Here is a 15,439-nt window from a genome sequence, read left to right on the forward strand (position 1 = left end):
AATTGATGCGAAAAATTTTAATCATATTATTGTTCTTTTTTCGGATGTTTGGGGCTCCGTTGTGGGCGCAAAGTAACTATCCCATATTTGTGTCGCCCACGTTGATTCCACCCTATTCGCTCAATTTAAGCGATTACTGCGCGTATGGATCACAGCGACTGATGGTCTCTATTGTGGTAAACGATCTTGAAGTTGCTAATTTACCTGTTAAGTTGCATATTAAAATGGAAACGGCAGGTGTAACCATTGAAACGCCTGTAACCATTAATACTACACCTGTTTTTATCGATGGTGGTAGTGCGACTATTCTGTTTGGTGAAGATTTGTGGGATTATTTTAATCCGGACAATCTGCAGTTTCGGGGTTACAGCAAAGAGGCCTATCGAAGCACCGGGATGTTGCCCGAAGGGTATTATAAATTTACCGTTGAGGTGCTACACTACCATACCAATCGTGTCATTTCAAATGCGGGAAGTGCGATGGCGTGGATGGCTTTGGGAAAACCGCCGGTGCTGCGTTCGCCTGTTAATGAAGGGCAGCTTGGGCAATATGCAGGTATTCCGTTAACATTTTCGTGGCTGGCGAGTAATGTTGGCAGCCCGGTGTCAGCAGGTACGGTGCGCTATAAATTCGAAATGTGGGAGATGCGTGTGCCAGGCGTTAGTCCTTATAATGTGGTCGCATCCATGCCTGTGTTTCATGAGTCTGTCACGTCCGGAACATCCTATAGTTTTAACCCTGCCGCTGTAATGTTGGAAGCTGGGATGAACTACGCATGGCGCGTTACGGCTTACGACGAAAGTGGGCTGGTCCCCTTTGAGCAGGATGGTAAAAGTGAGGTCAGAACATTTACCTACAAAGCACTTTGCAAAGGCATCGATAATATTGAATCGACGGTGTCAGGTCTGAAAGGCGTTTTTTCATGGTTGTCCGAACCTACCCATACATCCTACAATGTGGAGGTGCGTAATGCTGACATGAGCTGGTTTTCGGCCAACGAAACGTTCGATAGTAAAGTAACGTTTTATGACCTTCAACCCGGACAAACCTATGAGCTTAGGGCGCAGGCTGTATGCAATGGAGACCCTGCCTCGACCAGTGATTTTTCAGACTGGGCAGAACTCCGCATTCCCGAATCGGAACCTCTGATCGATAAAGAGGAATGTCCCAACTGTGGTTGTGATGATGTTATTCCGACTGTTGAACTGACTAATTTTGAGCTTCGTAACGATTTGTTGCCAGGTGACATACTAACCAATAAAACCGGGACCACTCGTTTTATCGTTAAAAGTGTCGAGCAACAGGGAGATGGTATCTACAAAGGGGTCTTTTTATTTTGGGCTGAGATATGGGGTTTAAAAATTCCATGTGAGTTTTGGGATCTGCAGGTGAATACCGATAATGTTATTGTTAACATGGACTATAAAAGTATCGATGATCCTACTTTTATGTTCGATGTGGATGAGATGGTTGAGGCTTATAGTGATTTGCTTGACAACGCGGCTGTTCTGCTCACTGACGTCACAGTTAATGACACACTTTGGGTCACGGAATCCTATGATGCCCTGTTTGTTGATAAAGACGGCAGTCTGATAGCCATCACTTATGGTGAAGATGGTTCGGTTATCGATTCATCGGTTATAGCCAATGAGCAGAATCTTGATAACACGCTGATAAAAGCTAAGGACTCAACGCCTTTAGTGGTGACCCGCAACGGCGATGTTATGGGACTTGAGGAATTTGAAGAAACGGGCGGTAATAGTCAATTACTAAAAAATTACAACGAAGCGAAAGAAACGAATGAATTGGCCGCTACCGGAATGGTGGATTTTGTCGCTGCAGGTGATCAAAAGTATGGTTTTGATGCTTATTCAGATATAAAAAAGAGTATTGAAGCTCGTTATCCATCGTTAGCCAATGGCTATCGGCCTGCATTTAAAAGTGTGTCAAGTTATGGCCTCGATAAGGTGGGGGTAGATGTTTCGCCGGCTGTAACTTTTCGGGATGAAATGGGCGTGCCGTCAGCGGTTATTGGTGATGGAGTTGCCTTACGTGGCGCACAGGATGGCAGTATCAGTACATTGTATGCCTACCGTTCTGAGAATGATTCTACCGAGACGGTCGTTGGTAAGCTTAATGTGGTGAGTTTTGACAATGAAGCCAAACAAGTTCATATCATATCAGTTAATAACGCAGCTTTACCCTCGCCTTTAGAACTTCAACAAACACTAAATGACGTTTATCGACAGGCAGTCACCACATGGACGGTGGTTCAGGAAGATCCTGTTTTTGTTGACTTCCCGGGTGGCGTTATGACGCACGGCGGCTCCGGAGGTATTCAAACCTACAACGCTGATCAGAATGCAATAGTAGATGCCTTTGTTACCAACGACCGTCAGCTGCAACGCGGTGACTTGTATCTTTTTTTCGTGAAAGATGTTACCTTTAAAGATCGCAGTTTGTCAGGATATATGCCCCTGCAACGTCAGATAGGTTTTATTTACGGCAACCCGACCCTGAAGGTCGTTGCCCATGAGTTGGGACACGGCGCATTTAACCTGCGCCACACATTTAGTCCCCAGGCCCTGATTGCGCCCGAAGGGAAAACCCAAAACCTGATGGACTATGCCGGTGGTACCGAGCTGTGGAAGTACCAGTGGGACTTAATTCATGACCCTCAAAATATGTTGTTCGCATGGGCTCAAGATGAAGAGGAAGGGGCTTTGAAATCGGGAGATGATTTAATTACCGATGTATTAGGCAAAATTAGATGTGCCAAAGCTTCAAACAGAAGTAAAATATTTATTGGTTCAAATGGTCGTTATGTTTTAGGAAAAAATAAAACTCCTGAATTTTATGCTGAATTATACTTGGATGACAATAAAAGTAGATATGATTATTATGATATAAACCTTACATATACAAAGACTGAGTACAATTCTTCAAAGTATAAATATGATTTTGGAAATGATTTATATATCATGGTTAGCAAAGAAAAATCAAATGTTTTTGAAACATATTTAAGTAATTCCGATTTTACCACAGAATATAATACAATCTCACAACTTATTGCTAATGATAAAGCTTCTGAAGCAATTGATGAATTATATGATTTCTCATACTGTGTTTATGAGAAGCTATCTATTCCCGAACGCAAAAAATTACTATTAGCATTTGCAGATAAAACATTCTTACCTGAGAATTATGAAGATATGGTTTTGAATTTACTGCGTTCTTCATATACATCAGGAGAAAAAGAAGGAGCTAAAGCGGCATTAAATGCAATATTTAATAAGCGTGTTGAAAGGGGTATTGTGGGACAGCTTGCAGATAAGAGAGAGAGAACTTTATTTGATGTTCTAACTTCAGGTATGGATGATGCTAATGGTAAAGCAAACTACTCGGAATGGATAAAGGAATTGACTAATCTGTTCACCATTGCATATAGTGAAGAATTGAAAAATGGGAAATATCCCGATGGGGTAACTGTATTTCCAAACGGAATGGCAATTTCCAGTTCTACGCCATACTATTTTTATAATTGGAATTATGTAGGAGGTTCGGATGTGTCATTATATCTTGATAAGTACAGGTTGAATTTGGTAAATGGAACGAAAGAAGTTCGACCTAATGACATAATAAATATCCATTTTGGTCGTGATTTTGAGTTCACTCCTGAAGGTACAAAACCTGTTATTGCTATGCCAGCTTTTTGTTTGGTTTACCTCTTAAACCATGAACAGTCTAAATTAAAAGCTGATGTTGCTAAATTTATAATTACATCGGTCAATATATACGGAGCTTCACGAAAGTTAATTGTCACAAAAGGTAGTAAGTTTTTAGCGTCACTTGCGCTATTGAAAGAAGTTGCAGACCCTGTTTTTGGTAATGAAGATTTTCAAGCGTGGGCAGAAAAAGAATTAGGTTTATCTGCTCAGTTCTTTAAGATGTGGGACTATATAAATGCAATTGAAGTGACAAAGGCAAGTGCTAGTTCTATTGTTGGGGTAGTTACAAAACAAAATTGGTTTGGCACATTTTACACAAACTGGAAAGCAATTCAGGCAAATGAACAGCTTAAGAATAAAATTACTGCAGCAAAAGTAAAAGAATTGAATCAGGCAATTAACGATGTTAAAAACCATTTAGATAATGAAGGTATTGTTTACTAAAAGAATTAAAAAGCAATTATTAAAGACTTATGAATATGTTGCAGCTTTATGCGTTTTATTTGTTGTATTGTCTTATTTTTCTGTTCCCACGATTCTTAAGGGTAATATTAATGAAATTGAAGGGACAGTATCGGATATTTTTTTAAAACGAGAAGACACTTGGGCTAGGACTGCAGGCTCTAAAGGCTATATTGATTATTACGATATTTTTATAAGTGGTGTAGAGAAACCTTTTAGAAGCTATTCATTAGAAGAGCTTAAAATGTTTGGATTAGATTCGCTCAAAAAAAAGGAGGTTAGAATGATATATTTCCAGCATGATGATTATAAGGTGATAAATAAACTATATATTGATAGTAATGCAATTATTAAATCAATCAAAATAGGCATATTTCCCTTTGCTTTGTTCGTAGGTTTAGCTGTTATTACATTAGTTTGGTCTATCTGGGGCTTTTACATAACTTATCTTGCTTCTGATGAGAAACGAAAAGAAGTATTAGGAGAGTAAGTGTTATAAAATTGATTGAATTTTTCTCTTAGCAACAAATGCTTCAATTACGGAGAATATATTTTTTCGGTCTTCGTCTTCGAACTTAGAGACTTCAATAATAAGTTTTTGAATGTCTTTATCTATTTCCACATCCACCTTTCCAGTAAGGTAATCTAATGATACATCGAGAATATCTGCAATTTTACGGGCAATCTCCCCCGCTGCCGCACGAATCCTTTCGTGTGGTTTTAATTAATTGCTTAGTTAAATTAGCTTTAAGTAGAATTGCCCCCGCTACCGCACGATTGCATCGTGTGGTGTAATAACTAATGTCAACTGACAATTCAATAAAAATAATTATTTTAGTTCAACCAAGTTAATGTATCAGGGATGAGCTGAAATTATAAATTTAATAATCCTTTAGGCGTTTATTTTGTGAGCTTTGCAGTAGTTGATTGGCTAAATTTAAGGCCTGTGAAGTCATAAAAATCAAGGAGTTTACTTTTCGTAAATGACTGTTTTTATGACAAGCATAACGCAGAAGTTGATTTTATAGACAAACACTAAACAGAATAAAACCAAACCAATGAGTCGTAATTATAAATTCCATAATCCAGAAGGCGTATACTTTGTAAGTTTTGCAATTGTAGAGAGGCGCGATGTATTTACCAGAAATGAGTATAAAGATATTTTACCAGAGATTATAGTGGATAACAAGGTTTATTAGAAGGAGTAGTTGTAATAAAGTAAAACCACACGAGAGGAATCGTGCGGCAGCATGGGGTGAATGGCCAGAGGCCTGGGTGATACAACGTAGCGGGACGCTACGCCGAACGGAGAAACGACACTCAAACACATTAATCATCACCGGAGCCATCATCGATGCCGCAGTGTAAAGACGCACAGCCGTGCGTCTCCATATTAGGGCCTATGGCACCAATGGCCTAACCACAAAACACAAAAAAACATAACAGCATGGAGCAATCCTGCAGGAACAAACGCAGCCGATGAAAAAGAAATCATCTTTTTTTTTTATGGCGACCAGTCCGGAAGGAAGCCGTCGTTAAATACGCCGGGGAACTGGGTGAGTCAGTCACCTGGTCTTAGAATCTTTCACATTGAATGCACAACCTGATGTCGTTTTGTCGAAGTCTTGATGTGGCTGCGTCGAAGTCTTGATCTCGCTGCGCCGAAGTCTTGATGTGGCTGCGTCGAAGTCTTGATGTGGCTGCGTCGAAGTCTTGATGTGGCTGTGTCGAAGTCTTGATGTCGTTATATCGAAGTCTTGATGTGGCTGCGTCAAAGTCTTGATGTGGCCGCACCGCTGCCGCACGAGTCCCCTCGTGTGGTAAACTAAACTAAGCTAAGCTAAGCCTTTGGAATTTATTGAGTACTTAGAAATGATATATAGCCCCATTTTGCTTTTGGGTGGAATGGTACTATTGGGGTCAAAATGTACCCATGTGTCGTATTTAATATTTATGAGCAAAATGCTAAGCCTCTAAAAGAAGGTTCTATTGTATTGTATATTTTTTTAAAAAGATTCATGATTTTTAATTGTTACCGCAAAGCCTGTTTTGCTGTGTCTCCCATCTTCCAAACGCCATGTTTCTGCCACATTATTAAAGGTGCCCTCATGAAAAGATTTCAACACATGAAGAGCAATAATTTGCTTCTGTTTTTGCTTTTTAGAAGTTGTTTTGAGTGGCTTCTGAAGCCCTTTGTTTATAAGCCTTTCAGAAGGGGGCAAAAACTATCAATGCTTTTCCCTGAAACTATCAATGCTTTTTGGGAGAACCCTCAACAGATTGTTGGAAATCTGTACGATAAGATTTTTGTGGTTGGAAAAAGTAAGTGACATAATTTTTCTATCTTGCATATAATTACATTTCTTTAGCCGCAAGCGAGAACTGCTTTTTGTACTTTATTAAGTGTAAAAATCGGGAAATGGCTTATTTCTGCTGCCATTTATTTTTGGTTTAATACGCGTCGTGTTTAGTGCTTGCAAATAAAGCTTGTAGCCGAATTGTTCAACTTTTAACCCAGCAAGTCCAGATATTATGAGTCATGCATTAACTTTACCCCCTGTCAGTCAGCCATCCCGGGTTGTAGTATTTCTCTTTTTCTCTTTTTTTCTCTTTTTTTATTTTGTAGCAATATTTGAAAGCAGCGCCCAAACAGCAGGAGTAAAAGTGTTGGGTAGTCCGCGGGATTCCGCAATATTATTGAGGTGGGCACCTTCTTCACCTGCGGTATGGCGGTTGGGTAACCAATATGGTTACATGGTAGAGCGTTATACCGTGCTTCGTGATGGTCAGATACCGGACACAATCGAGGGCTTATTATTGCTTAACGATCCGGTGCATCCACAACCTTTGGAGAAATGGGAGCCTTTTGCCGATGACAAATATGTGAGCATAGCGGCCGAGTGTCTGTTCCATTCGCTTTATAAGGGGATTAGCAGTGGAGGCAACCCGCATGTTGTGTATCAGATGTATAAGGAGGAGCAGCATCGTTATAGCTTTGCTATGTATGCAGCAGATCAGTCATTGGTAGCCGCCGGGTTATCGGGTTTATACATGACTGATGCATCTGTCAGACCCAATGAAAAATATCTTTACAGGGTATTTATTTCTTGTCCCGACTCACTGGCTGTTGATACCGGGTCGGTCTTTACAGGGCTGTCTGAGTTTCAGCCTTTGCCCAGGCCTCAGCCGCCTGTCGCCCTGTGGGATGACAAGAAAGTGTCGTTGTCATGGAATATCTTTTATCTTAATCATATTTATAGTAGTTACGTGTTGGAGCGCTCTGGCGATGACGGTAATACTTTCGATCGGGTGAGTGATAATGCTATGGTGCAGTTGACCGACGACGATGTGTCGGCTCATTATATGTATCATACAGACACGTTGCCTGATAATCAAACAGTATTTTATTACAGGGTAAGGGGGGTTAGTGCTTTTGGTGAGTTGGGACCGCCTTCTGATTCCATATATGGTAGTGGTCGTCGGCATATCACCAGGGCGCCTGTGGTGGTGAATAAAGAAGTGATTGATAATAAGCAGGTGCGATTGACCTGGGAGTATCCGGCGGATATGAATCCTTATATTACGGGTTTTAAGGTTTATCGTTCCACGGGCCCTAAGACTCATAAAAAGGTTGTTTTAAATGGGCGTGATCCGCAACAGCGTTTTTTTACTGATTCAATGCCTGATATGACCAATTATTACCTGGTGTCGGTTTATGATGAGACCGGGGAAATGATAACACCGGAGACAATCTATGCGGCGCGGGTAGACAGTTTTCCGCCTGTAGCGCCGGTTGGATTAACAGGAAAGGTGGATTCTTTGGGTGTTGTGACAATTAGCTGGCTGCCCAATGGCGAGACCGATCTGCAGGGTTATAGGGTATATATGTCAAACCATCCTTCATTTGAGTATTTATTGGCGACGCCGTCGGTCGTAAATGATACTGTATTTCGCGATTTTGTCAATATTCATACGCTGACACGTTTTGTATATTATAAAGTGACAGCCATTGACGTTCGTGAAAATCAGTCCTCTTTTTCAGAGAGTCTGGAGTTGCAACGGCCCGATGTTATTGCGCCTGTGGCACCAAGGCTGTTATCGGTGTCGGAGACGAAGGAGGGGGTTGCGTTGAAATGGGTTAACAGCTCGAGTGACGATGTGGCGAATCATTCTATTTATCGGAAAAAGGCGTCGGACACTCTGTTTGTTCGTCTGGCTAACCTGTCGGATACCCGTGAGGAGATCTCCATCTATCAGGATCAGACGGCCGTGAAAGGCGATGCGTATTCGTATTATGTGATTGCAGAAGATGAGAGCGGCTTATTGTCCCCTGCATCTAACCAGGGTTTTATTCGTTTATCGGGTGATTCACCCGAAGGTATTCAATTGAGTTTTGTTCAACGAATTGATCGTGTGATATTGCAATGGAATATTACCTGTTCTAAAAAAGTGGCACGTGTGGTGGTTTACAGAAGTGAGGGCGATAAACCCATGCGTCTTTATGGAAATTCTGTTGAAGACGTATTTGTTGATGCGGTTTTGAGTCCGGGTACGGTTTATAAATACAGGGCTAATGCCGTGTACACCGATGGCTCAGTCTCGCCCATGAGTTTGCCTGTTACTGTTGAATTTTAAAAGCTGACTTTTTTTACCTGTTTAATATTAACCATTTAGGTATGCCTAATCCTTGCCGTATTATAATTAGTGCTTGCAAGAAAACTATCGTGGTGGATAAGAAATCTTTACTTTTGAGGCTTGCGAAGTCCGAAAAGTTTGAATTTGCAATGGTAAAGGACCATTTTGAAGACAAGCATATGGCAGAGGTGGGGTTTCTCATGCGCGTGCTAATTACTTTTTTAGTGTTTGTTTTGATGAATGTCCGGGCATTCAGTCAGGATGTTGAGCAAGTGGTTAAAGCCCCTATGCTAATTACAAATGGGGGCTTTAATGTGAGCCAGATAGCTTATTATTCGCCAGATTCAGTCGCAATGGGGAATGATTACGCCTGTTATTTATCAGGTAATTTTAACGCCTCTTTGTTTGGGGTCATTCAGTTGCCTTTTTCGTTTGCCTATACCAATAACCAGGCGACGGCCAGTTTACCGCAACCTTTCAATCGCTTTTCTTTGTCTCCTTCGTATCGGTGGATTACTACGCATCTGGGTTATGGGGCCATGTCGTTTTCGCCTTATACCTTGTCTGGTCATGAGTTTTTGGGCGGAGGGGTGGAACTGGCGCCTGATAACGGATTTCGTTTTTCTGCTCTTTATGGTCGTTTCAGGAAAGCGGTGTCGGTCGATAGTATTGGCGAACAAACGCCTTCACCTCGGCGCATGGGCGGGGGCATTATGATTGGATATGATGGAGACCGGCTGGCGGTGTCGGTTAATGTTTTTAAAGCCAAAGATCAGATTAGCTCCATTGATTGGACTGACGATCCGGCTTTTGAAGGTGTGAAGCCGGGGGATAACCTGGCTGGAAGCATGCGCCTTAGTTATCGCACGGAAAATGGATTTCTCATGATGGGCGAATATGGGGTAAGCGCCATTAATCGTGATATTAGTAGCAGCGATAGCCTGGCAACTGATTTTGGCGATCATCTTTTTAATGGTAATGGCGATGTGACTGTCCATCATGCTTTCAAAATGGCCATTGCGCAAACTACTTCGTTGGGCCGTATTGGCGCATCTTACGAAAGAGTGCAACCCAATTATACTACTTTTGGGGCCTATTATTTCACCAACGACTTTGAGAATATAACGGCAAATTTGTCTTCTACTCTCTATAAAAAAGTGACTATTGGACTTGATGCGGGCTACCAACGCGATAATTTGGAGAATCAGAAAACCAATACGGCCAAACGGGCTATTTATTCGGCCAATATTTCGGCGCCGGTCACTAATCGGTTGTCGTTGGGTGTTGCCTTTTCTAATGTTCAGTCGTATATGCACATTAAAGATATTTATGACGAAGTAACACGGTCAAATGAGTACCAGGATCTTGATACGCTTAGCTTTACGCAGCTAAACAGGTCGTTGTCCGTCAATGCTGGTTATGTTTTGCGGGCAACAGAACAGCAGCGGCAGAATCTGAACGCCGTTTTTTCCTGCCAGGAGGCCTCCGAACAGCAGAGCGATGATCGTCGGTATGTGGGTAGCCGGATTTATAATTCAACACTTTCGTATCTGTTTGCCGTTACGCCCTCACGTTTAAGTATGGCCGCCACGGTTAATCATAATCAGAATAGTATGCCCGGGATGACTATGCACGTGCTCAGTTACAATGTGTCGGTGCAAAAAGTTTTTGTGAAACAGTTCCGTACGGCTTTTACCGGTACCTACAGTAACTCGTTTAATGCCGATGATGCCATTGCAAATATTGTTAATTTAAGGCTCACGGGTGGTTATGCGCTAAAAAAACGACATAATTTTAATTTAAGCCTTGCAATGGTTAATAATCAGGCTCAACGTGGGCATACTACCAATTATTCCGTTAATCTTTCCTATAGTTATGTTTTCGATATGAAGTTGGAACGAGGAAAGGATCGCTTAAATTTTGAGGGTCATTTTTGAATTCTGAATTATTCTTATGACGGTTTGCGAAAATTAAAAGTTCCGTGTGACAATGACTGGTCAAACGGAACTGAAACCCGTTGCTTTTTCTCCGAAAGGAATTTAACAAAATTGCTTCTCTGATAATACTATAAAATCTGCAAGGGGTATTTCATTAAACAACTAAATCTAGCACTTTTTTTAGAGATGTTTTAAATGTTATTTCCTGACCAATAGAACTATATGTGTTTTTTAAGGGGCGGCTAATTATTAATATTTTACAACTTTTATATTTGATTGTATTAACTGCCAGAGGTTATCCTTAGCACGAATATTGTTTTTAGTAACATACGTGCCAGTAAGTAACGATTTTACTATTAACTGGGAACAATGGGCATTGTTGAAGCTGTTAAGTAATCTTAATTTTGAATTAACCTACTACTAATAGATGGAAGACTTTATTTAATCCTTGTGCCTGTACTTTTGCTTGTTTCATGCATTGCATCTGTTTTATTAAAAAGTGGTAAGAATACGATGGCGGTAAATATTAAAGCTTTAATGGTTTTAAGTGTTGCTGGTATCGCATGATGGTGTAGAATAAGTTAGTATTATAAATCATTCAGGTAATATTAGTTTAGGGTGAGAGTGAATAATAAATTAGGAATTTATGAAAAGAAGAGAATTTGCGAAGTTAGGTTTATTTTCAGCTGGAGCGCTTATTTTTCCATTTGGGTGTAGGATGAATTCAACACCTCCAATAATTGGTGGTGATGAAAAGCTTTTTTTGAATGAGCAGGATTTTGAACGAATAAGAGAAAATATAAAACGTTTTGATTGGGCAAAGAAACGTTTTGAAGTTTTAAAGAATAATGCTTGTAGGTCAGAAGATGAGTATTTTAATAGTCATTGGAGGGGCAGCTGGCGCCAATGGTCAACCGGACAATATTTGAAATATATAGCAATATATTACCGGCTAACTGGTGAAGACACAAATTTGATTCAGATTAAAAAGCATCTGATAAATGAATTTAAGTTGGACAAGATGGAAACCCCCTTCAATAAATTAGGGTTGCCGGTCAGCAAGGCAATCTGGTCATGGGGGATGTCTAGAATGAATTATTTCTGGGCATGGGACATGGTCAAAAACCATCCACTGATGAGCTCGATCAAGGATGCCTTAATGATCCGTTTTGAAGAGATTACCCGACAGTATTTTCAATATGAGGATAACTTTATTGGGCGATTGGGGAATACTCAGTTTTGGGGTATATCAGCAATGGGGGTCATGGGATTTTTAACATCAAATGAAGAAGCTATTGAACGCTCTATTAACGGTAAATTTGGCTTTAAAACTGTTCTTGAAAATAAAATACGGGATGGTAAGTTTTGGCCTGAACCAACGAATTACACCATCCACTATGTATTATGTGCTATGAGTTTATTGGCTGAAGCTTCAAGGATGAATGAGTATGAGGATTTATACCATTATGTATCTCCAGGTGGAGGTTCAATGAAAGGTATAATTGACGGATTGTTCGAAATATGCTATCCCCAGGGTTTATTAGTTTCGAATGGAGATGCAGCTTATCGTGCTATCACAAATTCAAATGGAGAAATAGTTAAGAATCAATATTCTGGAGGATATCTGTTTGATGATCCGTCGGATCGCGTGGTAAACAAATTTGAAATTTTTTATAAGGCCTACAAAGACCCAAGATATGCATGGGTGATTAACAAGCAAGAAGATCGTTTTTGTTTGGATGTGACTGTGTGGGGTGACAATACGCTTACTCATGGAATACCTTTGGAAAACGAAGCGGTTCCATCATTCAAAAGCTCGGTATTTAAGAGGTTTGGACATGCTTTGATCAGCACTGTGGAGGGTGAAGAGTATTGGAATGGTAAAAGTAATATCCTACATGTTCGAAATGGTAATACCACACAATACCACGGAAACGATGATCCTTTCCACATAGACCTCTTTGTAAACGGGAAAATGATATATCTTGACTGGGATTTAAGCTGGAACTATTTAGCCCCAAAACCTTCAAGAAACAATCGTAATAAAACCCCAATTTCGCATTACAGTTTAGGGCATAATACGGTGGTAGTCGATAAAAAAGGACCCGATAAGAGAAGGTATCAACTCCCTCAGCGCGTTGAAGAATTCAACGATATTGTTTTTTCTGAGATTGAAGATAGTGGCCGAATGAAAACAGTCTCGCTTGAGGGATCGATCTATAATGGTGTAACCCAAAGACGAACACTGGGAATAACTCCCAACTATCTTGTTGATATATTCGATTGTGTCAGTGATGATATTCACACTTATGACTATATTTTACATGATGAAGGCCGCTTTGAATTTTACACAAAAATAGATCTGGAAGATTATGATGATTTTAATAAGGATTACAAACTGGAACCGATAGATTCTGAATCAAAGGAAGAAGGTAATTCCTGGTTGAGAAAAGGTAAGAAAGGTTTCGTTAATGAATCCTGGCAGGGTGGTTTTACCGATGAGGATGAAAAACGTGTCATAATAAATGTTGGAGGCGAAGAGGGGACTGAGGTTTTTGCAACAAACACACCGATGTTTGTCGGCAATGGATGGGATGATACGCCTGAGAACATAAAAAGGATCTCCAAGCCAGTACTTATTATCCGACGGGTATGTAAAGCAACAAAATTCATCGTGGTACATCAACTGACAAATCTGGATAAACCGTTTAAAGTGAATAGGGAAAGAAATAAAATTGAGATTATTACAGCGGATTATTCGGATGTGATAGAACTAAAAGGTGATAGTATTTCCCTGACATCGAAATGATATTTCAGGTTATTTGAATCTTTAACGCATATCTTATGAAACGAGTCATGGAAATTGTTTTACACACAGAAGTATGATTATTCCGGCGAGTTCCATATGACCTTAAAAAATAAATTATAATCATATGAAGGTATTAAAAAGATGTGTGTTTCAAGTTTAATTATCGGTCTGTTCCTATTGGTTTTATATGCTCTTCAGAAGCAAGAAAAATTAATCAAAACAGGCAACAATTAATATGTAAACAGAAGGACTCAACTTTCCCGGTTCTGTAATGCTTGATTCTTTAAAAGTTGAAGCTTCGGAGATTAAGGAAACAAACAAAGATTGTGTTTTGAAAGAAGTAATTTATGACGGTCTGCGAAAATTAAAAGTTCCGTGTGACAATGACTGGTCACACGGAACTGAAATGGTGTTAGCAAGAAATTTTCAAGGCTTGTGAAGTCCTGAAAATGTGAGTTTACTCCCGTAATTGACCATTCTGAGGACTAACGTAGCGCAGAAGTCGGACGCTTCTGGTAAGCATTTAATATATGCGTTTATTTATCAGGCTTCTAAAGCTTGTTTAATATCTGCAATAATATCATCCGCATTTTCGATGCCTACTGAAAAACGGATTAAATCAGGTGCCACGCCGGCAGCTATCAACTGTTCGTCGGTTAACTGGCGGTGTGTGTGACTGGCCGGATGCAGCACCGAAGTACGTGCATCGGCCACATGGGTCACGATGGCGGCCAACTTCAGGTTATCCATGAATTTAATGGCGACTTCGCGTCCGCCTTTTAAGCCAAATGACAATACGCCACATGAGCCGTTGGGCAGATATTTCTGGGCGAGGTTGTAGTAGGTGTCATTTTTTAAACCGGGATAATGAATCCATGCCACTTCTTGTCGGTTTTGTAAGTATTCGGCAATCTTTTGGGCATTGTTGCAATGTTGCTTCATGCGTAAGTGCATTGATTCCAGCCCCAGGTTGATCAGGAAAGCATTTTGAGGCGACTGAATGGCACCCAAATCGCGCATTAATTGCACCACCGCTTTGGTGATGAAGGCGCCTTTGCCAAAGGTTTCGGTGTAGGTGATGCCGTGGTACGACGGGTCGGGCTGGGTGAGTCCCGGGAATTTATCGGCATGGGCATTCCAGTCGAAATTTCCACTGTCAACAATGGCGCCGCCAACGCTGCTTGCATGGCCATCCATGTATTTTGTGGTTGAATGGGTGACGATATCGGCGCCCCATTCAATGGGCCGGCAGTTAATAGGTGTGGCAAATGTGTTGTCAATGATTAAAGGTATGCCATTGCTGTGGGCCACACGAGCGAATTTTTCAATGTCGAGAACCATCACTCCGGGGTTACTGATGGTCTCAGCAAACAGGAGCTTTGTGTTGGGCCGAATGGCGGCTGCTATCTCTTCTTCTGAAGCATCCTGGTTGACAAAGGTGCTCTCAATCCCCATTTTTTTCATGGTAACGGCCAGCAGGTTAAAGGTGCCGCCATATATTGCTGATGAGCTAACCACATGGTCGCCGGCTGAGCAGATATTAAAGATGGTGAAAAAGGTGGCTGCCTGTCCGCTACTGGTGAGCATCGCGGCTGCGCCTCCTTCCAGTTCGGCTATTTTTGCTGCCACCGCGTCATTGGTGGGGTTTTGTAATCTGGAATAGAAATAGCCACTTTCTTCAAGGTCGAACAAGCGTGCCATTTGCTCGCTGGTCTCATATTTGAATGTGGTGCTTTGATAAATGGGTAATACCCTGGGTTCTCCCTTGCCCGGATGCCATCCACCCTGAACGCAGATGGTTTCTTTACTTTGTTTTTGTGTTGACATATTTTTTGTTCAATTTTTTGATGCTATAATAAAATGACGGG

Annotated in this window: 7 protein-coding genes; 6 read left to right on the forward strand and 1 reads right to left on the reverse strand. The window is 40.9% G+C overall.

Annotated elements, in window-relative coordinates:
* Window positions 1-5: 5 nt before the first annotated feature.
* The 6 genes from ACT3CD_RS01325 to ACT3CD_RS01350 all read left to right on the forward strand — a co-directional run bounded on the left by ACT3CD_RS01325 (window position 6) and on the right by ACT3CD_RS01350 (window position 13,571).
* Window positions 6-4,172 (forward strand): hypothetical protein, encoded by a 4,167-nt coding sequence (locus tag ACT3CD_RS01325; RefSeq protein ID WP_444642184.1) that lies wholly within the window; start codon window positions 6-8, stop codon window positions 4,170-4,172.
* On the forward strand, window positions 4,153-4,680 hold the full coding sequence (locus ACT3CD_RS01330) for a hypothetical protein (RefSeq protein ID WP_444642186.1): 528 nt from the start codon (window positions 4,153-4,155) through the stop codon (window positions 4,678-4,680). Before ACT3CD_RS01325 ends, ACT3CD_RS01330 begins: the two co-directional genes overlap by 20 nt.
* 1,618 nt (window positions 4,681-6,298) lie before the next feature.
* Entirely contained in the window at window positions 6,299-6,520 is a 222-nt protein-coding gene (locus ACT3CD_RS01335; protein ID WP_444642187.1) for a hypothetical protein, read from the forward strand.
* A gap of 202 nt (window positions 6,521-6,722) precedes the next feature.
* On the forward strand, window positions 6,723-8,825 hold the full coding sequence (locus ACT3CD_RS01340) for a fibronectin type III domain-containing protein (protein ID WP_444642189.1): 2,103 nt from the start codon (window positions 6,723-6,725) through the stop codon (window positions 8,823-8,825).
* Between the two features lie 92 nt (window positions 8,826-8,917).
* Window positions 8,918-10,762, forward strand: a complete 1,845-nt coding sequence (locus ACT3CD_RS01345) for a hypothetical protein (RefSeq protein WP_444642191.1) — start codon at window positions 8,918-8,920, stop codon at window positions 10,760-10,762.
* 646 nt (window positions 10,763-11,408) lie between these two features.
* Window positions 11,409-13,571, forward strand: a complete 2,163-nt coding sequence (locus ACT3CD_RS01350) for a hypothetical protein (RefSeq protein WP_444642193.1) — start codon at window positions 11,409-11,411, stop codon at window positions 13,569-13,571.
* 543 nt (window positions 13,572-14,114) lie between these two features.
* On the opposite strand, the gene ACT3CD_RS01355 is transcribed toward ACT3CD_RS01350, so the two are convergent.
* Window positions 14,115-15,398: an O-acetylhomoserine aminocarboxypropyltransferase/cysteine synthase family protein gene (locus tag ACT3CD_RS01355; RefSeq protein ID WP_444642194.1), complete on the reverse strand. Its 1,284-nt coding sequence runs from the start codon at window positions 15,396-15,398 to the stop codon at window positions 14,115-14,117.
* Window positions 15,399-15,439 lie beyond the last annotated feature (41 nt).

Source organism: Geofilum sp. OHC36d9 (assembly GCF_052400685.1).
Classification (GTDB): Bacteria; Bacteroidota; Bacteroidia; order Bacteroidales; family Marinilabiliaceae; genus CAZHHH01.

Bases quoted from the DNA above. Each gene is read 5' to 3' on its own strand.
- ACT3CD_RS01325 (WP_444642184.1), top strand. From the start codon at position 6: ATGCGAAAAATTTTAATCATATTATTGTTCTTTTTTCGGATGTTTGGG.
- ACT3CD_RS01350 (WP_444642193.1), top strand. From the start codon at position 11,409: ATGAAAAGAAGAGAATTTGCGAAGTTAGGTTTATTTTCAGCTGGAGCG.
- ACT3CD_RS01330 (WP_444642186.1), top strand. From the start codon at position 4,153: ATGAAGGTATTGTTTACTAAAAGAATTAAAAAGCAATTATTAAAGACT.
- ACT3CD_RS01335 (WP_444642187.1), top strand. From the start codon at position 6,299: ATGAAAAGATTTCAACACATGAAGAGCAATAATTTGCTTCTGTTTTTG.
- ACT3CD_RS01340 (WP_444642189.1), top strand. From the start codon at position 6,723: ATGAGTCATGCATTAACTTTACCCCCTGTCAGTCAGCCATCCCGGGTT.
- ACT3CD_RS01355 (WP_444642194.1), bottom strand. From the start codon at position 15,398: ATGTCAACACAAAAACAAAGTAAAGAAACCATCTGCGTTCAGGGTGGA.